Below are 22,012 nucleotides of genomic sequence, written 5' to 3'. Positions count from 1 at the left end.
GTTCATGTTAAATTCCATTAGGAAGGGAACAAATTTCTCAGGTATGGAAAAAATAAATCTTGATATAATGTTTATGATGGCCAATTTACACTTAAAAAATATAATTCTTTTAATCCTATTAGCGATAAATTCTTCACTTTGTTCAGAATTTTATCAGATTGAATTGGAATGGGAACCCGTTAATGAGGCATTCTCCTATGAGGTAGAAGTTGTAAAAATATTTAAAGGTACGAAAAATTTAGTAGATGTTTACAAATCTGTGAACTCTAGATGGAGTGATAGGTTTCCAGTTGGTTCGTATCAATTTAAGATCCGATCACTCGACTATAGAGGTGTTCCTGGCCCATGGAGTGATTACGTACCATTTGATGTGAATTTTCCAAGTCCAATGGTTATACGTCCCGTATCAGAAGAAAGAGTGAAATCAAGTTTTGAAGATTCAGAACTTGTTACTTTTCAGTGGAATCCAGTAGATGGGGCTGCTTTTTATTATATTGAAGTTTTTGATGATAAAGATCTTTCAATACATCAAGATTTTGTAAAAGGTTCCAAAGTAAAAATAAACCTACCTACACAAAAAAATTATAAATGGAGGTTAACTCCTCTAGCGTCTAAAGACGACAAAATTCCTCCAGTGATTGAATATTATAAATTTTATCTAGAAGGTCTTCCATTACAGGCACCTGATGTAATCGTTCGTTATGAAAATACTAAACTAAGAGTTTTTTGGAAAAAAATTCCAGATGCACAATTTTATTCGGTCAAAGTTTATAGGCAAGATAAACTTCGATGGCCCCTTATAAATCAAAATAGTCCAGTAGAAGGGACAAATATCTACTTTCCGGCAAAATCTTTAAAAAAAGCAATCTATAGAGTGGCAGTTCAAACTCACGCAAAAGGGCGGTTAGATTCAGAAACTAGTTTTGTCGAATTTGAATGGGATGGAGGAGGGGTTAAACTTATTGAAAAGTATAGACCTTTAGAAGAATCTCGTATGGCCAAGCTTGAAGAAGATTATATGACAAAATTAAGTAGAAGAGGACCTTTGAGCGCTTTTGTGAGTTTAGAGCTTCCAAGATTTACATACCAAGGTACTGAAAACTACTATGAATCAAAGATTTCAAGAAACCTCTCGGCACAACGATTTACTTTTGGATTAAATTATAGATTAGGGTTAAGTAGTTATTCAATTGGGACTTATAGTGAACTTACAACTTATCTAATTGATGATTTAGTTTCCAGAAATTTTCATATGCAGGCCCATCTCTATAGAGACTGGAAGAAAAATGATTGGTTGTATTTTGCTATGTTAGGCGGGTTTATAAGAAAAGCACTCTATTTAGAGGTTGATAATAACAATACTAGTGATAATAGTGATGATACAGTTTATATTCGCTCACATGTGACAGTGGGGCCTACTTTTACATTGGGAGTAAGATATACTCTTACAAATAGATTATTTCTCATTGGTAAATATGATGATTTTATTCATATGAGTGCTCTTACCACCCCTGACCAAACTAAACATGTCACTTCAAATGGTTTTGCACTCACAAGTTGGCTTTCTTATAACTATGACGCCGCGGCGCAGTTTAGAGTTGGTTATAGTTTGCTATATCATCAAAGTAGTCTTACTCAATTAAAAAACGCGTCAGGTCAAGTTCCGAACAACACGAGCAGTAATGGAGATATCTCTGGACAGGTATTCCGACTGGGCTTTGCGCTCCATTTTTGAAAAACATGATCATAAATATTTTGTCAAGTTTAATTAAGGTTAAATTTTATTTACTTTTTGTTTTAATGCGGTAAATTAAAAGTAACTCTGAACGGAGGAGAATTTATGGATAGGTGTGTAATTTGTAATCAAAAGATGGAAGCTGACGAAAGAGTATACCCTTGTAAGGATATGGTTTTATTCAAAGATGGGCACTCACATATTGAGTGCGCAAGAGTTGAACTGGCCAGACCTTATTCATTGTTTGTAATTGATGAAGATCCTCGGATATTTGAACTTAAAAAGTTTATTTCGAAGTAGCTGAATGAAGACTACTATTTCTTCATATTTTCTTTAATCAAATTGATAAGCTCATTAACACTTTTGTCATTGAGCTTATCATATTGTTCGAAAATTAAGCGCCCAGATTTGTCAAATAATAAAATATGGCTTTGATCATCCTGAAGGTTCCAAGTTTTAACAAGATGCTTTGTAAAATCTTTTACATAGATAGTGTTGGGATATTTTTTTTGTTTTTTACTAAGAATCGAATTCAAAATAAAATTTGGAGTCATTGTTGCATCCATATTGATGATGGCATAAGACTGATAATTTTTTAAATCGAATTGTTCCTTACTTAATGCCTCTCCAACATGTTCATTGACATCTTTTTTATCTGGATCAACATAAAAGACAATAGTGACTTTCTTTTGAAATTCAGTTGATTTCCACTCATCTCCATTTATTTTATGTCCAATATCGCCGGACATGCTTGTTGGAGGGAGCTTGCGAATTTCTGGAGATAATTCTTCAGAAAAAATAGATAAACTCATAAATAGGAGAAGAAGATGAACTAGACGCATAGATTTTCCTTGAATACAGTTTGTTTCATTATAAATTTAGTTTTTTTGAAATGGCAACTTGTTTAAGCACCCTGAACATGTAGGGAGTATTCATTTACTGCGAATTTTAGCAATTTATATTCTTGAGAGTTAAAATTCAATTTGGGAAGTAAATTTTTAAAAAAAGCAAATGTTCTTTCATCGATAAGAGGAGAAAGTCTTTCCAAAAAATAAACTCTTGAAAAATGAGGTCCACTCAAAATAAGTTGCTCTACTTTTTGAAGTACTTTTGGATCATCAGGATATTTAATTAAAAGTTCTATTAATGTTTGATAAACTATTTTAGCTTCGAAATTATCAGTTAAAGATTGAGTTAATAATTCTTTGATTTTTTCATCAGGAGGGAGTTGTTGGATAAGATCAAGAACTTTTTCGCGTACAAATGCATTCTCTATTTTAAAAATATTAAGCAGTTCTGAAATATCACTCTCATTTTGAATTTGGTCTATATTCAAATTTGATACCTCAAGAGCAAGTTTATCTCCAAGTAAAAAGTAATATTCTTTCGGGTCATCTGATGAGTACTGAGAACATTCATTATCCCAGCATTTCAATAGTTCATGAATTCTTTCGAAAGGTTTTAGTGAAATACTTTTTTCGATAACGGATTTTTGAGTACTTAATTTTGTGACATTTTTCAGCGAACTGGGTCCACGGTATGTTTTATTATCTCTTTTATGAGTAGATAAATTAAACTCCATACTGGTTCTAGTAAAAATAAATAAAGTTAATGCACCTATTGTTGATAGAAGTAATAATATTTTCATCAATATCCTTTAATCATTGATAGAGGTAAATATCCTGAAAGATTTCCTTTAACTGTTTCAATTTTGGCATTTGTACCTTGAATTTCGTTTATATAGAACTGATGAAAATCTTTTTGAGAAGCTGGGCCTAGTATATACCGATATGTTTTTTTACAAGATTGACTAGAGCAATCTAAAAGAAAAGCATAAAAGTATTGGTCTTTAAGTTCTGAAATATTTTTTTGTTGATTATCATCTTGTGTAATCGGTGATACCCAATTTGTTAGAGTAAACTCAGGTGTAACTTGACCTCCGTATATAAGTCCATTCTGATATTCATCTCCGAGTTGATAATAAACAGAGTTATTTTTATTCAATACGAAAAAATTAATAATTTCAATTTGTTCTCCAAAAGGTACGTAAGAAATGACATTTCCTCCAACTTTATCTCTTACATTAATTCCGGAAGGGTTTTTTACAACTGCATAATCTTTATTTTGTAGAATAAATGTCTCTGTTTTTTTATTGGATGGTATAGTCCACTGACTGAAATCATTTGCATTTCCGGCGTAGATAAAACCTTCATATTTTCCAGATCGAACCCTGTAGTATCTCTTTTGTGAATCACTTAGCATTGTAAAAAAATCCAAAATTTGAAATGTTGAAGATTTTTCTAAAACAGTAATAATTTGACCTGCAGGAGTTTGTCTGAGATTAATATTTTTTTGAAGTTTAATGAACGTTCCAGCTGAATAAATACTTCTGGCAAATCTTTCACAATATTTATGTCCATCGATATTTTGGAATTCATAATTCTTTTGAAAATCTTCACTCATATTTTTAAAATCATATTTTTCTTTTTGAATTGTAAAAACATCATAAAAACAACCAATAAACTTTTCATCATTGATGCATTCAAAGTTCTCGCCTTCAAATACGCAGAAGTTACCATTTTTTTGAGAGTAGACACTATTTTCTTGCGGTAAATCACCGCCAGGAGTTTTTGGCCTACAGTTTGTTTTATTATTAGCCAAACAGTCGATATCAATTGGAACTATTCGATTAAAATCTAAAATAAATTTTTCCCATGGTGTATTTTGAAATTTTTGCCAAAAATTAATATCATTTCTGGCCCATTTGTGTTTTGGGTTTGTCCAACGACAAATTGAACTCATCCCCCCGTTATAAGCAGAGTATGCTGACCTAGTGATCGATTCGTAGTTTGTTTCAGAGTCAACACACCATTGTGTTTTCGACTTTTGCCATGCACTGTAGTACATATCCAGGGAGAATAAGAAATGTGGAACCAGACCCCAGGCCCTTCCATCTTTCACATAATCAAAGTGCCATCGGTCATCGACTTGCATTATACCATGTCCATGGCCATAGTCACCTCGCATCACTTGTAGTTTATCCCCATTTTTTCTATAGTGGCTCCAAAAGCTTTCTTGGTTGGACATTGAGTAGACGGCCTTTTCCCATGCCTCAAGTTCCTGCAAAGTGGCCATAGGTGAACGTTTAAGAAAATAATAATGTGAGATATCCTTAAGAGTAGAGTACATTAGCTCCATAAACCTTGTTCTTTCTGTTTGAGAATATTCATTTTCGAAATAAATCAATGGAGAATAAATATTGAATGTAATTTGTTCATCTAGTAAAGTATCGACATCACAGGATTCTGCAAAATTTCCAAAGTTCCAACTTCCAAAATTTTTATTCTTACAGTTCCAATATTTCGGAGTAGAGTTGTAGGCAAAAGCGAAGTTGAGTATGATGATGTTTGTGAAAAAAAAATATTTAATCATGGCCCCTCCTTACTGATGAGTCTGGCTTATCGGCAAAATGATCGATCAATAAAGGCTTTTGGAGGTTTGTAAAAAATGGGCAAAAAAAACCAGGTCCTATTTATATAACTTAAGATTTCTTTTAGAAGGATATTTTTTTGTTGAACTAATTTATATTAGTGGGATAATGATCTATGGAAAATACTAGCGATAATAAAAGATTGATTTTTACAATAGCAAAGTTTGTAGGACTTTTGCTCCTTTTACTCATTTCATGTCTATATTTTATAGAAAAACAACATTACACAGGTCTGATATTTTTCTTCATTATTAGTCTGGGAATTATTTATGTTTTTCTAAGTTACCGTTTTGAAACATGGAATAAACCACTTGCTGAATTAGATCGGGGAATTTCAGATCTAATCGTAACTCGTGATATTTCAAATAGAGTTGAGTTGTTGAGTGACAGCAATATCATCAGTATCAATTCTCACTTAATGGATGTGACACATAAATTTGATTCCTTTCTTGAGGATATGCACGAAGAGTTTTTGAATATTCAAAACCAAATGGATGAAATCCAAATTCTTAATAAAAATCTCACTGGAGAAATTAAAGAACTAAGAAACCAAACAATACAAAGTGAGAAACTTGCAGCTATTGGGGAAATGACGGCCTCTATCATTCATGAAATTAACAATCCTTTGATGTTTATCCGTACATTGTTGAAAAAAAATTTAAAACAGTTAGATTCTGATAGTGAAATTTCTAAAGATCTTGATAAAGCTTACCTAATGACTGACAGAGTGGAGAAAATTATTGTTGGCCTTAAAAACCTTGCTAGAAACTCAGAGTTAGATGAGGGGGAAATTTTTTCAATCTTAGAAGTCATAAATCAATCAGTATTTTTGTGTGAGTACAAATTAAAAAAACACAACGTATCACTTGAAGTTTTAGGAATTGATGAGAGTTACACTGTTAAGGGAAATTCAGTACAAATTTCACAAATTTTTGTGAACCTTATTAAAAACGCCATAGATGCTATAGAAGAGCTTCAAGATAAATGGATTAAAATTGAATGTTCGAAAGAAGAGGAAATGTATCGAATTTTAGTTACTGATTCAGGTCATGGTATATCTGACGAAATTCGAGAAAAGCTAATGGATTCTTTTTTCACTACAAAAGGCAAGGAAAAGGGGACTGGATTAGGTTTGAGTATATCAAGAAAGATTGCCGATAGACATAAAGGAGATCTTTATATAGATCCAAACTGCAAGAATACTAGATTTGTGCTATTATTACCTATTCTAAAAGAATAGATCGTTTTTATGTTAAAAAAATGGATTACACTCTCACAAAAGGCCATCGCAAAAAGTATGGTTTTCAATCATCATCAATTCGAAAGGCATTCGGCGATTGATGAGAGTAAGAAGTCATTTTTTGATGTATTAAAACTAAGAGACTGCGTTATTATTATTCCAATAAATAATTTAAAAAAATTTATTTGTGTAAGACAGTATAGACATGGAATAGATGATTTTACACTTGAATTCCCTGCAGGATTAATTGATTCTGGTGAAAGTCCACTTGAAGCGGCCATTAGAGAACTAAGAGAAGAAACAGGTTATATAAGCGAAAACTGGCATTTTCTTGGAAAATATCAAGTCAATCCGGCCTTCATGAATAATTATTACTATTATTTTTTAGCAGTAGAAACCAAGAACGAACATAATCAAAGTCTGGACCCATTAGAGGAAATAGAAATTGAATTAGTAGACAGAGATAAAATTGAACAATATTCGCAATTCAACCACAGCGCGATGATGTTGGGCCTACAATTGGCCAGATCTTCTAAACTTTTTTAATATTCTTTTTTGTTGGTCTACTCATTTTTTTGGGAGAGTTTAATTTGAACCAATGTTCTTGAGTTATGGGGTGGAAATAATCGGCCTCTTCAATTAGTGCTTTTGCGGTTGTGCTTTCAATCGATGCGATTTCAACCCTTACACCTTCAAATTTGAGGTGGGATACAAGATCAATATAATCAGAATCACCTGACATAATGATGATAGTATCAACTTTTGATGCCAACTGCATGGCCTTAATCGTTAATGGTATGTCAGCACTTTTGTGGCAAGGAACAACACTGCCATGATAATTAACATGTAACCTTGCGGCCAGTTTTGAGGATATATTTTTGCCCTCTTTAAAATAAATCAATCGATTGAGCGATCTGTTGGTTACAAGCGTAGGGATGAGTGCATCGAAATTCAACATAGAATTATTGTCTTTCGTGATACCATGAATAGACCTTTCAATATTATTTCCATCAATGAGGATGGCAACGTTTTGACCTATATTAATTTCAATTTTATGTCCCATAAATTTCCTATTGTATATGCGATAAATCTTTATCTAAGACAATTGAACAGTGAGTCTTGTCCTTAGGTTTTCTTGGAGGAGGTTCTGGAATAGAATTATCTGGGCCTGCTAGGATTTCATCAAGAAATTTTGGTGCAGGGGGAATTCCGCCGGCCTTAACTAAGTAATCGAGTAGGGCCCCAATGCTCAAACGATCTCCGGGGACAAGTTCTTGTTCTGGTTTCATTTTTATGAAGTAAACAAATATGAGAGGATCAATCATAGAATCTTTAGCAGGTAATCTTCTATATTTAACCATATAATACATGGCCCATAGTGCATCTTTATTGTTTTTAATTTGTTTTTCTACTTGTTTATTGCAAAAAATAACCTTTTCTTCTTTTGACAATTCGTTTGGTGCCCAAAAATCAACAAGTAAATGTAAGCTAGATTGAGTTTTTTCTAAGATAATACTCCGGTAAACTTCAAATGCCGAAAGAAGTTCTTCTGGGTCAGCAACATTATCAGCATTGTCGTCAAAACGTATGAGAGTAGATTCTATATTGAGTAGACTTCCAATAAAAAGTATATTGTTTCTTGGAATCATGGGTTCATTTTCTCCGGCCCCATCTTTAGAGAATCCCTCTACACTTTTTAAGAAAAAATCAATTTTTCCTTGAGGAGTATTTTTTATATAATCGTTTAACTTTGGAAGATAATAGTTAAATCGTAATTCATCTAGAAAAACATTTGAAAAATGTTTTCTATAACAAACAATGTCATACACTTTTTCATTTCCTGAAGTATTAATTTTTCTGAGCAAGTCACTTTTCTTTTCAACAAACCTTTCTTCTGCTCTTTTTTTCTTAATTATTAAAAGATCATAGTATTTAATTTCTTTATTTTTATATTTAAAATCAAAGTCTTTAATATCTTTTTCAATATATTGGAGTATTTTTTTGGCGATTTCCTCGATTTCATCTGAATTAGCGTTATCTACTTTCTTTCTCCAAAATTGTTGTCTTGACTGGAGGTAGTTCCAGTATGAAATACTGCGAGTATTCTCATCTGCTTGATCAAGTCTGCTGATTTCATCTTGGATTAATTTAATTTTATAAGTATCTTCTTTTTCAATTTGAGCGAGTTGAGAATTTAATTTTGTAACATAGTCTTGTTTTGCCTTAATTTGTTCCGGGGCATTAAGAGAACAGTATCTTGGATCATCTAAGGTATCAAAAACCTTTTTTCCCATATGCAGTGCTGCGAGAACTAAAAGAGCGTAATCTGTTGCCTCATCTAGATCAATTTTTTGATCACCATTAGATTGAAATTGGAAAAGATCTGAGAGAAGGCGGGTGTTTTTTGCAAAAGTTTTAGGGTAAATTGTCCAAAGTCTGAATTCTTGTAGAAGTTGTTTAAATGAGTTTAGGGCCGTCCAAATACGGTCATCATCTAAAATATATTTAGGCCCTGGAATAATGTTATCTCTCATTGATTTTGGAGATAGGTAACCAAATTTTGGAAAGAGTTGACCTAGGCCCCATCTAATAACTGCCGTTTCAACGAGGCCTTTTTTAGTCCTTTTATAAGTGTCCCAGTAAAAGGGAACGAGGTCGTTTTTGTCACGGTAAAGTCGATTATTTGTAATAATGTGTAGAAAATTTAACCATAGTTTATTATTTTGTTCTGGTGTAAAAATATGATCAGAAAGAGAGCTGGGCATTTTTTTGTTAATAACTCTGTAAGTTGCTTTGTCTTTTGTTACATCAGTTGTAAGGGCCAAAGGCACAGACATAAGATCTTCAAATTGATTAAATGCTAATTTATAAAAATATTGTATTTCAAAATATTCTTTTGCTAAGGAAATTATTTTTTTAATATTTTTTAAACTAAATTTATTTGGATCTTCGGTATCTCTTTCTTTTATACTTTGGGTTAAAAGATTAATTTTTAAAGTACCTATAGTTTTAGCATATTTTTTTACATAGTTTTCCTTCAGACTTTCAAGCAGTTTTTCATTGGCATTAATAAGATCTTTGATTGTAAATAATATTTCATCTTCACTTCCTTGATGAATGAGACCCTCTATTTGATTCACTTTTTCTAAGAGAAAGCGATCTTTTTCTATTGCATGTGAAAAATCAGTATCCTTCACAAAATAAGTGTCAAAAAGGACAGTTAAAAGGTCAGGAGCTTTTTGAAAGAGCTCTTTGAGTTCAGTAGAAGTTAGAATATTTCTATCCCCTCCTAAAAAAAGTTTTTTGATAAAGTTTAAAGAAACAATTTTTTCAACTTTTAGATCTGTATTTCTTAGATTTTCATCTAACTCTTGAGCAAACTCTTCAATATTCAAACTAACTTCTTTTTTGCTGTCTTTTTGAATGTTGAGGCTCTTTTGAGAAATATTAGTGACAGATTGTATAAATTCAGCTCTGAGTCGCCAGAAACTTCGTTTATTATTTTCATTATTAATTTCTTTAAAGATTCGATTTAAATGAACTCCTTCTTTGTTTACAACCCTAATTATATCAAAGAAAGGTTTAATATTTTCGACTGATAATCTGTCTGCCTCGTCCTTTAAAAAAATACTATTGATTTTAAAAAGTAGGGAGAGTGCTTTTTGAACAATCAAGTGTCCATCAGCAGGAAGTAATCTGGTTGTTAATTTGAAGAGTTCATTTTTCTGAATATGTTTGCCGTTTTGGATTTTTACTTGCTGAGATACTCTTACAAAATTTTGCTCAATACAATCAATCGCTTCTTGAATATCTTCTTCGAGAATTTTCTGAAGTTTTGCAGTGTTCATGCTACATGTTGTTTCGCCAGAATACACATCTCTTTTTGGAGCTGAATCATTTATGACACCACAAGAACAAAGAATCGAAACAAATAGAGAGATAAAAAGAACTAAAATATTTTTTCTATACATTTTTTAACTACTTGATAATTAAAAGCTATTTGAACTTATCTGACCCATGTTCGTCAAGTAGTGCCATGTATAATAAGATTCGTTTAGGTGGCCCAAATATCTGTTTATAGGTTGTTTTAGAGAATTTTCACTAAATAGTACTTCCATTTGAAAAGTTTAAAATATTGGCAAATAGACAATATTTTGGAAAACTCCTTTGAATATTTTTTTCTGTTTTTGACTCTTGATCTAAGGAGAAGAGATGTTAAGATTTTGCCTTTTTGTGGTTACGATTACCATGGCAATTAATGTATATTCACAGACAAATATTGGCATTACCCAATTAAGCAATATAAATACTCAACCATCTGCAGGAAATTCTCCTGACAATAACCTTGTTTGGGCCAATTTTGAGTTTTTTGATACTAAGAAATTTTTTGAGTTTAACAATGTTAATCTCTCATACTTAGTTAATGCTAAAACCAGGATTCATTTTGGAAACACAGCGCAATTTTCTGTTCCCGAACTATATGCAAAATACGATTCTGCCAATACAACACTCTATCTTGGTCGTAAAATCCTTAACTGGAACTCTCATGAAGGTTTTTGGGGAATCGATCATATAGATCATATTCAGGCCATGGATTTTGCTTCACAAGAAAGAGAGGGCCTAGCAGGTATATATATTTCAACAAAATTTTATGGAATAAATTTTTCAGTTCTTAGTTCTCCTGTATATATTCCACAGCTAAATCCTGGTATGCGAGTCGTTGACGGCAAAGTCAAATCAAGTTCGGAGTGGGCACAATTACCCCCAACACACGCAGAAATAACTCCAGGTAATATTGAACCTATTGAATATGTTGTAAATAGACCCTCTAATTCAGAGATTCTACTGCAAAGGAGCTTCGGACTAAGAGTTGCAAAAGATTACCCTAAGGGAAGTGTCTCGGCCTATGGACTTTTCAAACCAGAAAACCAACTTCGACTTAATATTGATGGAAAGTATGATCCAAATAAGTATGTTGCTGAAGTGCAAGTTACACCAGTTGTCAATCATCATATGATATACGGTTTTGAATGGGTGCATAATCTTAGAGATTTGAGTTTTACAATAGGGTCGACTTTAATTGATCCTAATGACTCTTTTTTTTCTGGTGTCAGATTGTTTGATTTTCTTAAAATTGATAGAAGTGTTCGAGATGAAGTTGTTCAAACTTCCACTCAAAAAAGACCAAACTATGTCAAAGAAAGTTATTATTATTTGGGCGCGACAAAAGAGTATAAAAACTTGAAACTTGCACTTTTCTATCTTGATCATATAACTAAACATAATAACGCTGATGAATACTTATTTGATACTGTAAAATGGCATCAAGCTATTGGAACGAATGTTGCCTATTTTAGTAAATATAGATTTAAAATAGAGTCAACTTTTAAATATGATTTTAAAATGCGTGATTTGTTATCACAAATAGGTGTATCAAGAGAATTCAGCAAGGGTCTAACAGGAAAACTTATGACTACACTTGTGAGCTCTCCAAATGCAAATTCATATTGGACACCATTTAGGGCCAATGACCTCATCTATTCGCAATTGTCTTATACTTTTTAATAGACGTTATCTTGCCTTTTTAACTGACCCAATTCTTTAATGAGAGGGTTATTTTCATTCAAACGATTTTCATATGTGTACAGATTAGTATTTACAAGGGCCCCTCTATTTTCAGGTTTCGCCAATTTAAAGAGACATTGATTTAATTTTTGATAATCCAATGGATTTGTCGAAGATAGTTCAAAATTTTCAATATTTTTAATAATTTGTTCACAAAATATTTCTTGAGAAGATAGAGTTCTGCCTATTTTATTATTTTCTAAATTCTTTAAAAATTCATTTTGATCACTAAAAGTCTTTCCATATTGTGCTAACTGCAAAGTTCTAAACGAGTTCGGAAAATGAATAAAGCTATCCCAATTTAGAGCAATAGTTTGGTGAATACTTTCATCCTCTATAAATTTGGCAGCTTTTAAATAAAACAAATTCCCAAGCTCACTTTTGTGAGACAAGGCCACTTTCATTAATTCCAAAAGATCATTTCTCTTAAAAAGCTCATAATAATTAGAAAAATTAAATTTAACTAATTTGTTGAATTCTGTTGAATTGGTGTCGTCCTTAAAAGAATTATCTTTAGTTAAAATATTTAGAAATGTAAGAAACTCGTCTTGTTTGATGTTTCTAAGACTAACTTCTTTTATCCAACGATGACTGTAAGATTGATGCATTATTTGGGAAACTTCACTGAATGATAATCCTAGTTTTTCGAGTGAAACTTTATGATCCAATGATATTTTATATTCATCTTGATTCTTGTTGAGTCTATGTAATATTTTTCTTTTCATACTTAAGTAAACCTCTTTATCCCTAAGAAACCGAACAGAATCATCTTTGTTTAAACCAATTACCGGAAGGCCATCATAATCAAGTTTTGAGTACGCTTGCACGTTAGGATCATTTGAATTTTGTGCCAGAAATAATGAAAGAAGAAGAAATGATGTTATTGATATTGGCAAAAAGATTGTTTTTTTGAATATTTTTTTCTTAATCTCTGAGTGAAGAAAAAAACTTGAGTAATAATTATGTACAACGGCATAATACGTGAAAAAAAGCAAACCCGTAAATAAAACTAAATTGTATGAGATTATATTTGTTTTATAGAAAATCATAATTACAGCAAATATGAATAAAAATTTATTGACGATTTTTCTATGTACTTTTTTATTGTCAATTTCATCAATCTTTCGGTCGTCATTTATAAAAATCATTTTTTGATTAGCGTGAGATGGATTGCCAATGATGGTTAGTGAGAATAATAACAAAATCAAAAAAAAGATAGAAAGATATTCAGTAGAATAGAAAAAGTTTATAGTATAAATTGGATCTCCGAGAACCTCTTTTTTCGGGATATATTTTGTGCTTGGCCCCTGTATTTTTAAAAAATTTGGAAATAACTTATATAAGAAATAATATACAAAAAAATAAAATGAGTATACGAGATAGTTTATAGAATTCCATTTGATATAGAATTTAAAGATAGATTTTCTCGTAACAGGAAGTGAGAGAAGAAAGTCCAATGACTTGTTTAAGTATGAATTGCTGTAGATAACAATAAAAATACAACCAAACAAAAAAAGAGTTAGAAAGAAAGAAAAGTTTTCATCTTTCGTTATTTTAAAAAAGAGATCTATTGCAAAGAGAAACGCCATCACTGAGGCCAGCTTTTTATGAAAATCTATGAACATTTTTTTATATAAACTCTTCATTCATCACCTCTTGTGTTACCAGTGAAGTAGATGAATAAATCTTCAGCTGATATACCTCTACGATCAGATTCATATTCTATACTATCTAAAAGAGAGATATTTTCCTCTTTGAGAAGGTAATTAAAAGAAGAATCGCTGTTAAGACCAACTTTTTTTAGAAATTCATGACTCTCAAATTTCGTGATTGTCTGTTTATCTTTTATTCTAATTTTTCTAAAATGCTTTTCAATTTCTTCAACTGAGAGAGATAATTTTATTTTTGAATTATCAATGATCAAAATATGATCAACATAAAGTTGAATTTCACTCACAATATTTGTGGCCATTAAAACTGTTCCACCTTCTTGGACGAATACATCTAGATAGTCGAGTATATAATTTCTGGCATAGGCATCTAGTACGGAAGTAATCTCATCGAGTAAGACAAGTTTTGGGCGTGAGGACATTGTTACAGCGAAGAGAAATTGCATTTTTTGTCCTCGAGATAATTCTTCATAGGTCTTATTTAAGTTTAGATTTAAAGCAACACAGAATTGTTCAAAAAGTGATTGATCCCAGTTGTGATAACACTCTTTGTAGATATCAATATGACTAAGTAAGCTGATTTTTGAATTGAGATTAGTTGTCTCAGTTATGTATCCTGTGATGATGTTAAAATTTGGATCATCGTTCATAAGATTGACACCATCAATAAACACTTCACCTTGATTATAAAGACAACGTTTCATTAATATTTTCATTAATGTTGATTTGCCCGCACCATTTCTTCCAAGTAATCCATAAAAACGCCCGGAGTTGAGTTCGAGATCAATATTATCGAGAACACGATTTTTGGTGAATTTACCTTTGGCGTTTTGGACTATAAAAGTCTTACTTAGACTTTTAATCTGCACTAGACCCATAAATACTCCACTTTTTATTAGACTGTTCGGCATTTTAATCAGAATACTCAACTACCAGGTTATAAAACTGTAACTTCTTGATAATACTAAGTGCTGTAATAGTGGAGTTTGGTCTATTTCTGACAACTTTGACAATAATATGTGCTTCTTTGTGATTGGACTATTTTTTGAACAAATTGGCCACATAGTCCACAGTGAGTTTGGTGAAAGACTACTAAATTTTTTACTCCTTCTCCTTTGTTACCATAAGCGTCTGTATAGCCTCCTGAAAATGTTGTACCTCCTGTTTTGATAGAGTTATCTAGAAGTACTTTAGTGCTTTTGAGAATTGCTTTAAGCTCATTTATTTTTAAGTCTCCAAATTTTCTTGTTGGTAAGACATTCGCTCTCGCACAGATTTCACTGGCCATATAATTTCCGATTCCAGCAAAATACTTTTGATCAAGCAGAAATGGTTTTAATATTTTATGAGAATGATGTTTTTGGATAGACTGCAAGTATTTTAAATTAAAATCAGCAGAAGCAATATCTGGCCCTAATCTTTTCAACCAATTTTTTTGATTTTCTTTTTTTAAGAAGTGAATGCTCCCAAATCTTCTTGGGTCAACATAGGCCAGGTGAATCTCTTGATTGTTTTTATCAAAACCAGTGAATTGGATATGAGTATGTTTTTCACTCACTTTATTTTTTGAGATTCTCCAGCTTCCAGACATTCCAAGACCTGAGATAATTGTGAATTTATTTCCAATATTAAAAATGATAACTTTTCCAATTCTTTGGGTATTATAGATGACAAACTCTTTTGGATTAAACTCTTTGCTTTTAACTATTCTTTGACTAACCTTAGAAAATTCAACATTGTTAACTTTCATGGGAAAGGAAGAACTAATTTGCTTTCGAATTGTTTCAACTTCTGGTAGTTCAGGCATATCTTTTCTAACTTTTTTATAATTATTAACGCTATTAGAAACTATCACATTCTATGGGCCTCGATAAGCCCCTATTAATGGATTTTTGGTTATTCTAAGTTTGGTATCTATAGCTTCAACAAACAGCTCATCTTCAAGAAATTTATGAGTGAAAAGTAGTCTTAAAGTGCCTTAAAGGTGTGTCTCATGGGGTCTTTTGGCAAAAGATTCTACATTACTTGGAGAATCTAGGAACACTTTTCCTGTTTTGATACAAATGTGGAATAGTTCGTCAAAGTGATGAATAATTTGTCGATAATGATATGTGAAATTATTAAATTTACTCATTATTTTACTAATCTTTAAAGCCGTAATGTCACAGGAGCCTTGTAATAGTTTACAAGGTCTACCTATGACTGAAAATGAGATTGAGATTTTTGAGTCATACTCATCACATACAAAAATTAAGTTTGATTATAGTAAGATTGTAAACTGGACCAATGAAAGACAAAAGTTGGAACCCTGTTTTTCTCCTTTTGTAGCAGAGTATTCACAAAATGGTAGACAACTAATTTACCTCTCAGCTAAGCACGGTAATAAAACAGATAATGCAAATACTTTCTCTATGGTTGAGAATCAGATTAAAAATTTTAGGCCCGATATCGTGATAATAGAAGGAGTACCTTCTTTTTTAGGTGAAAGTCCAGAGGAAGTTAAAAAGTATGCCAAGACTTGCTCAGATAATGAATTTTCAAGATGTGGAGAGTCAATGTATACAGCTCACTTGGCGTCATCCAACGGTATTCCATTCATTGGTGGAGAGCCAGGTGATAACAAGGTATTCAAAGAGTTGACCAATAAGGGTATAAGTCGACTTGATGTAGAGGCATTTTTTGTGCTCAGAAACTGTACTCAATGGATTAGAAGTGGGAAATCGTTTGAAGAAAATTTCAAGAATTATCAAACTCGTTTTGATAGGTCAGAAGGTAGAACACCTTTAAGTATTGATGAGTTTAAAATTTGGTATAAAGTTAACATGAATACAGACTTTAAGTTAGAAGATGTTACGTCAGAAAGTATTATGCCACTAGAAAAAGGAAATTTTGGTCAACGAATGTCATATGCTGTTGATGAGATTCGTGAAAGAAATATTTTGGAAGTGGTCAACAACGAAGTCAATCGGAATCGAAGAGTTCTCATCGTCTATGGAAGTGGACATCATGTAAAACACAAAGAGGTTTTAAATGTTGCTTTTGCAAAAGTTCAATATCCTTGCAAAAGTCAAAAGAAGTAGAGGGTAATACTTTCTGATCCCCTATATACTCCGGACAATTTCCTCGTAAGGATTTTGTGTTTAAATTATTAAAAATGGAGTTATTTAATGAAGTATTCACCTGAACAAAAAGAAAGAATCTTAAAAGAAGTAGATGAAAATTTTTGTTTATTTTCTCTTCTTTGATGCAACAGTTGTCTATATCAAAGCTCGAAGAGAGGTATTTAACTCAAAAATAAAACAGATATTTTTAAACTTTTCATCAAAAATATCTATAAACAAATGAAATCTTTTATTCATACGAATTTATACCAATTTTTTGAGACACTATTTTTATTATTTTTTATATGTGAAAAAAAATGAAAACTCCTAGAGAGCCGATTTAATCGAGGGTTTTGATTGTCCTGTTTATTTTTATAATATTTTTCTTTGTAAAAAAGTAAGCAAAGTTTAAAATCGCCATTATCACAATAAAGAATTTATCCAAAAGGAGATCGTAATGGGATTGAAAGAAAAACGCGCTATAAAAGAAGTTGAAGATAGTTTATTTCCTGGTATTAAGGATCAGATTTGCTCAATTTTGGGATATGAACCTGAAATTAATGTACATTGGGAACAACTTGCTGAAGATGGAAAAGATCACCTCTATGCTACAAGTATCCCAAAAGTATATTTTGAACCACTTACTGGTGCCCTTCAAGAAATCTGTGCAGATGATATGGGTAAAGAAGCAATTGCTGGTTTACTCAAAAAAATTGTAATTAAAAATGAAGGAGAAATCTGGTCAGCTTCACAGTGGGTTTCTCTAGAAGGTGATACTTTAATATTGAACCACCAAACGTGCACTAATGTTGATAATATTGCAGATAGAAAAAAATCTCTTCTTACTCTACTCGAAAAGTCTCTTTAATATTATATCTCGTGGAGTGGGCCTATCAGGGTCCACTTTTCTCTTAAAAAAATACAAAATTTGATTATGGGCCTACATTTACATGACAATAAGGTCAATAATCTAAGGCATAAATACAGTCTATAAACATTTGGAGGGTTATGTTTAGAAGATTGTTGATACCTTATTTAATTATGCCTGTGGCCTTGGCGACTCAAATTTACTACCCACCTCAAAAAAAATTTATCCATCTCACAATCGAAAAAGCTGACCCCTCGAGTGATGTCATTTCAGTAAATGGAGGAAGGGTTTATGATCTGATGTCACTAAATGGCATCACACAAGTTTTGGCCTGTAGGTTTCAAGACGGCCCAAAAAGTAAACCAGAATCGTTCATCGAATATAAAAATTTTGCAAATCTCATAGTTGGAAGGTTTTATTTTTCTAATCACAAAGAATGTGACAGTTTTGTAAATTATAGTGATAAAATATTTGAGTTTATTAATGATGAAAACCCGATAAAAATAGTTTTAGATATAGACAAAAAACAGATTTCAAAAATTTATTTTCCTCATCTTGATCCCTATACAGATTATTTACCAGAATTGGGCCAAAAAACTGAAAAAAAATATAATCTTGAATCTAATATCCTGAATTAGTAAAAAACCGGAATACTTTGCTCTCTTAAGAAAACTTTCTCCCTAGGTAATAATTAAAACGCCTAAGGAGATTTTATGAAATACATTCTGGCCTTTCTTCTTTCTATCTACTCGGCATTTGGAGCAGATTTTTATACTGCTCTTGACTATACTCAAAATCAAGTAGTTTCCGATACAGGCTTCTACAATAAAGCAGAGGCGTATGCTCCAGGGATTGCAATGGGATGGCAGTGGACAAGTTGGTCAGTTGAGGCGTTTTGGCGTCAATCAAATTTAGAAAACACACATATAGAACAAGGGGCCCTATTCAATATCGAACTCAATACAACTCAATATGGAATTGGTGGAAGATATAGACTACTTAGTTGGTTAGATTCTAAATTTGGGGCACTTGCCCAAAGAGTCAAGGCCAGTTATACGACTTCGTCCAGTTTGACTTTATCTCAACTTATTAATGACACATACTATGCGTATTACGCAGGTCTTGGAATTTATTACGATTTTAACGATCGATGGACCACTTTTTTAAATTTGAGTTACTATGCAGGTGATAATATTTATTCTGTTCTTGGGTATGAGGCCGGAATTCGATATGTTTTTTCTAGTTTGTTCTAAATTATAAGTATCTTTCAATTCCTTGCCTTCAAAGAAGCTATCATTCGTCAATTGAATATAGACGCACCTTGGTATTTATACTTTTCAATATTTTGCGGAAATGGTAGATAGTCTGAAAAAGGAAAATTTATGACTATACGTGTACGATTTGCCCCTAGTCCGACTGGACTACTCCATATTGGTGGAGCAAGGACAGCTTTATATTCCTATCTTTTTGCTAAGGCAAAAAACGGAAAATTTATTCTTAGAATAGAGGACACTGACCTAGAAAGAAGTACTAAAGATTCAGAAATCAAAATGATAGATGATTTAAATTGGTGTGGGATAACATGGGATGAAGGCCCTGATAATGGTGGAGAATACGGGCCTTATCGCCAATCAGAAAGAAAAGAAATTTATAAAAAGTATGCTTTTGATTTGATAGAATCCGGGCATGCCTATCCTTGTTTTTTAACCACAAGTGAATTAGAAAAACTTACTGAACAAGCTAATACTGAAAAGAAGGCCCCACATATTTATCACGGAAAATATAGAGATCTTCCAAAAGCTGAAGCAAAAAAGAAAATGGATGCTGGAGATGAATACGTCATCCGTTTCAAGAATCCACAAAAAAAATATACTTTAAACGATATTGTCAGAGGGAACGTCACTTATAACGAAGACATGGTGGGAGATTTTGTTATTTTAAGATCTAATGAAATGCCAACGTTTAATTTTTGTTGTGCTATTGATGACCATCTTATGAAGATTTCACATGTGATAAGAGCTGAAGAACACCTTAATAATACTGTAAGGCAGTTAATGATTTATGAATCTCTTGGAGTAAAACCTCCGGAATTTGCACATGTATCTCTATTGGTTGGAGAAGATCGGCAGAAACTTTCTAAAAGACATGGGGCAACTTCTGTGGCCCAGTACAGAGAACAACATTATCTTCCTGAAGCACTCATGAATTATTTACTTTTGTTAGGCTGGTCTCACCCTGAAGAGAAGGATATTTTCTCCCTTGACGAGGTTGCAAATATATTTGATTTGACTCGTTTTAGTAAGTCCCCGGCCTTATATGACATTAAAAAACTAAATTATTTTAATGAACAGCATTTAAGAAAACTCACAACAGAACAACTTATCATGAATTTTGACCAGGTTGTTTGTTCTACTTCTCCCTATCATCAGCAGTCGATAGAGTGGAAAAATTCTCTCGCAGATTTGTTTCGTGATAAAATTCAAATTTTTTCCGATATTGAAGAGCATCTCAAATCAATTTTTAGTAATGTTATTGAAAAAAATGATGAGTACAAAGAAATTCTATCGTGGGAAACGACATTAAAGATTTCACAATACTTAGATGCACAATTAGAAAATACCACTGATAGAGTAACAAGTGTTCAAATGCAGGAATGGATGGATTATCTGAAAAAAGAATTAAAGATTAAGGGAAGGCCCTTATTTATGGGAACAAGAGTTGTCCTAACTGGACAAGGACATGGGCCTGACTTAAATAAACTCGTGCCTTTGATACCAATTGAAAATATAAAGAAGAATGTAAAGACCTCTCTAACTTAACAGAGAGGTCTGGCCAATTAAATATTGTTAAGATCTTCAAATGATTGTTTGAGTCTAGCTATAAATGACTTTTCACCTTCTCTTAGCCAAACTCTTGGGTCGTAGTATTTCTTGTTAGGTTTATCATCTCCTTCAGGGTTTCCAATTTGAGACTGTAAATATCCAGATTTTTCTTTTGAATAATTATTTACACCATCCCAAAATGCCCACTGCATATCGGTATCAATATTCATTTTGATAACCCCATAAGAAATGGCCTCTCTAATTTCTTCTCGGGATGAGCCTGATCCTCCATGAAAAACAAAATTAACTTCCTTCGCACTTTTTCCTAATTTCTTCTCAATAAACTCTTGAGAGTTTTTCAGTATTTTTGGAGTTAACTGTACGTTTCCTGGTTTATAGACACCATGAACATTTCCAAAAGAGGCCGCGATTGTGAAATTCTTGCCAACAGAACTTAATTTTTCATAAGCAAAACACACTTCTTCTGGTTGTGTATATAGTTTTGAATTATCAATATCAGTATTATCTACACCGTCTTCTTCTCCACCGGTAACGCCAAGTTCAATTTCAATTCCAATACTAATTTTATTCATTCTTTCAAAATAACTACATGAAATCTCTAAATTTTCTTGTAGGGTTTCTTCTGACAAGTCAAGCATATGTGAACTAAATAGAGGTTTGCCATATCGCTCAAAATGATCTTCTGAAGCTTCTAACAAACCATCAATCCAAGGTAACAAATTCTTTGCGGCATGATCTGTATGAATAACAACACTTACACCATATTTTTCTGCTAATAAATGAATATGCTGTGCTCCTGATATTGTTCCAGTAATGGCCGCATTTTGATTTTCATTATTTAATCCTTTTCCGGCCATGAAGTGACCTCCACCATTTGAAAACTGAATAATCACGGGACGGTTAAGGTTCTTTGCGGTTTCAAGAACAGCATTGATAGAATTCGTACCGACAACATTAACAGCGGGTAGAGCAAATTGGTTTTCTTTTGCATACTGATAGAGTTTTACGAGTTCATCTCCATAGATAACACCTGGCCTAAATTTCATCTTTCCTCCATAGGATAATTAAAAATGTGGGGTATGATATCTAAATGCTCGGACAGTGAAAAGGATATCTGCAAAAATCGACGTTATCCAAATCCTCTTTCAAACGTCGATCGTGTGTCAAAAATGACTCTATATCTTTATTCTAAAGGCCATATAAAAAATTCTAAAGCTTTTTTTTCTTACATTTTGTAGTTCTTATTAATTTAAACTTTAAATGTGTGGTATTGTGCGTTATTTGTAGCGGATGAAACATAGAAAATTAAGTATAGTAATATGTGCTAACAAGTCAAAAACCTCATTAAAATAAGTTGGTCAACATAAGATAAAAAGACTTAGAAACCACTAGTATATTTTCAAATTTCTGGCCATCATTATATATTCCAGCAAAATAATT

The 22,012-nt window shown here is 32.2% G+C and carries 19 protein-coding genes; 10 read left to right on the top strand and 9 right to left on the bottom strand.

Features of this window, described 5'->3' with window-relative positions; all coding sequences use genetic code 11:
• Positions 1-4: 4 nt before the first annotated feature.
• Both H6622_06475 and H6622_06470 read left to right on the top strand, forming a co-directional pair.
• Positions 5-1,735: a hypothetical protein gene (locus H6622_06475; protein MCB9061148.1), complete on the top strand. Its 1,731-nt coding sequence runs from the start codon at positions 5-7 to the stop codon at positions 1,733-1,735.
• A gap of 105 nt (positions 1,736-1,840) precedes the next feature.
• The gene (locus tag H6622_06470; protein ID MCB9061147.1) at positions 1,841-2,035 is read left to right on the top strand and encodes a hypothetical protein; all 195 of its coding nucleotides are present in this window, start codon (positions 1,841-1,843) and stop codon (positions 2,033-2,035) included.
• A gap of 14 nt (positions 2,036-2,049) precedes the next feature.
• Here the strand turns inward: H6622_06470 and H6622_06465 are convergent, their stop codons facing one another.
• From H6622_06465 to H6622_06455, 3 genes are all read right to left on the bottom strand, one after another.
• Positions 2,050-2,577 (bottom strand): transcriptional regulator, encoded by a 528-nt coding sequence (locus H6622_06465; GenBank protein ID MCB9061146.1) that lies wholly within the window; start codon positions 2,575-2,577, stop codon positions 2,050-2,052.
• A 62-nt stretch (positions 2,578-2,639) separates the two neighbouring features.
• Complete coding sequence (locus tag H6622_06460) at positions 2,640-3,383, bottom strand: hypothetical protein (GenBank protein MCB9061145.1); 744 nt, start codon at positions 3,381-3,383, stop codon at positions 2,640-2,642.
• The gene (locus H6622_06455) at positions 3,383-5,167 is read right to left on the bottom strand and encodes a hypothetical protein (GenBank protein ID MCB9061144.1); all 1,785 of its coding nucleotides are present in this window, start codon (positions 5,165-5,167) and stop codon (positions 3,383-3,385) included. The genes H6622_06460 and H6622_06455 overlap by 1 nt, the downstream gene beginning before the upstream one ends.
• A 173-nt stretch (positions 5,168-5,340) precedes the next feature.
• Between H6622_06455 and H6622_06450 the strand changes: the two genes are divergently transcribed.
• Positions 5,341-6,465, top strand: a complete 1,125-nt coding sequence (locus tag H6622_06450; protein ID MCB9061143.1) for a GHKL domain-containing protein — start codon at positions 5,341-5,343, stop codon at positions 6,463-6,465.
• 9 nt (positions 6,466-6,474) lie between these two features.
• Complete coding sequence (locus H6622_06445) at positions 6,475-7,011, top strand: NUDIX hydrolase (GenBank protein MCB9061142.1); 537 nt, start codon at positions 6,475-6,477, stop codon at positions 7,009-7,011.
• Here the strand turns inward: H6622_06445 and H6622_06440 are convergent.
• Both H6622_06440 and H6622_06435 read right to left on the bottom strand, forming a co-directional pair.
• A complete protein-coding gene (locus H6622_06440) occupies positions 6,998-7,528 on the bottom strand; it encodes an NYN domain-containing protein (GenBank protein ID MCB9061141.1) in 531 nt (176 codons plus the stop codon). The genes H6622_06445 and H6622_06440 overlap by 14 nt on opposite strands.
• Positions 7,529-7,535: 7 nt before the next feature.
• The gene (locus tag H6622_06435) at positions 7,536-10,436 is read right to left on the bottom strand and encodes a hypothetical protein (GenBank protein ID MCB9061140.1); all 2,901 of its coding nucleotides are present in this window, start codon (positions 10,434-10,436) and stop codon (positions 7,536-7,538) included.
• A gap of 241 nt (positions 10,437-10,677) precedes the next feature.
• Here H6622_06435 and H6622_06430 point away from each other — a divergent pair, with 241 nt between their 5' ends.
• Positions 10,678-12,030 (top strand): hypothetical protein, encoded by a 1,353-nt coding sequence (locus H6622_06430; GenBank protein ID MCB9061139.1) that lies wholly within the window; start codon positions 10,678-10,680, stop codon positions 12,028-12,030.
• Here the strand turns inward: H6622_06430 and H6622_06425 are convergent.
• From H6622_06425 to H6622_06415, 3 genes are all read right to left on the bottom strand, one after another.
• A complete protein-coding gene (locus H6622_06425) occupies positions 12,027-13,736 on the bottom strand; it encodes a hypothetical protein (GenBank protein MCB9061138.1) in 1,710 nt (569 codons plus the stop codon). The two genes, H6622_06430 and H6622_06425, sit on opposite strands and share 4 nt — an antisense overlap.
• On the bottom strand, positions 13,733-14,638 hold the full coding sequence (locus H6622_06420) for an ABC transporter ATP-binding protein (protein MCB9061137.1): 906 nt from the start codon (positions 14,636-14,638) through the stop codon (positions 13,733-13,735). Before H6622_06420 ends, H6622_06425 begins: the two co-directional genes overlap by 4 nt.
• Before the next feature lie 113 nt (positions 14,639-14,751).
• The gene (locus H6622_06415) at positions 14,752-15,567 is read right to left on the bottom strand and encodes an Fpg/Nei family DNA glycosylase (protein ID MCB9061136.1); all 816 of its coding nucleotides are present in this window, start codon (positions 15,565-15,567) and stop codon (positions 14,752-14,754) included.
• A 304-nt stretch (positions 15,568-15,871) separates the two neighbouring features.
• Between H6622_06415 and H6622_06410 the strand changes: the two genes are divergently transcribed.
• The 5 genes from H6622_06410 (at position 15,872) to H6622_06390 (ending at position 20,548) form a co-directional block, all read left to right on the top strand.
• Positions 15,872-16,840 carry a hypothetical protein gene (locus tag H6622_06410; protein MCB9061135.1) on the top strand — a complete coding sequence of 323 codons (969 nt, stop codon included), beginning with the start codon at positions 15,872-15,874 and terminating at the stop codon, positions 16,838-16,840.
• Positions 16,841-17,318: 478 nt separating this feature from the next.
• Positions 17,319-17,729 carry a hypothetical protein gene (locus H6622_06405; GenBank protein MCB9061134.1) on the top strand — a complete coding sequence of 137 codons (411 nt, stop codon included), beginning with the start codon at positions 17,319-17,321 and terminating at the stop codon, positions 17,727-17,729.
• Positions 17,730-17,869: 140 nt separating this feature from the next.
• Positions 17,870-18,367, top strand: coding sequence for a hypothetical protein (locus H6622_06400; GenBank protein MCB9061133.1), 498 nt, complete (start codon positions 17,870-17,872; stop codon positions 18,365-18,367).
• A 75-nt stretch (positions 18,368-18,442) separates the two neighbouring features.
• The gene (locus H6622_06395) at positions 18,443-18,982 is read left to right on the top strand and encodes a hypothetical protein (protein MCB9061132.1); all 540 of its coding nucleotides are present in this window, start codon (positions 18,443-18,445) and stop codon (positions 18,980-18,982) included.
• 129 nt (positions 18,983-19,111) lie between these two features.
• The gene (locus tag H6622_06390; GenBank protein ID MCB9061131.1) at positions 19,112-20,548 is read left to right on the top strand and encodes a glutamate--tRNA ligase; all 1,437 of its coding nucleotides are present in this window, start codon (positions 19,112-19,114) and stop codon (positions 20,546-20,548) included.
• A gap of 17 nt (positions 20,549-20,565) precedes the next feature.
• On the opposite strand, the gene fbaA is transcribed toward H6622_06390, so the two are convergent.
• Entirely contained in the window at positions 20,566-21,618 is a 1,053-nt protein-coding gene (gene fbaA, locus H6622_06385) for a class II fructose-bisphosphate aldolase (protein ID MCB9061130.1), read from the bottom strand.
• Positions 21,619-22,012 lie beyond the last annotated feature (394 nt).

This window comes from Halobacteriovoraceae bacterium (genome assembly GCA_020635115.1).
Taxonomy (GTDB): Bacteria; Bdellovibrionota; Bacteriovoracia; order Bacteriovoracales; family Bacteriovoracaceae; genus JACKAK01.
Note: the sequence above shows the minus strand (reverse complement) of the source record. Positions and strands in the feature narration are given on the sequence as shown.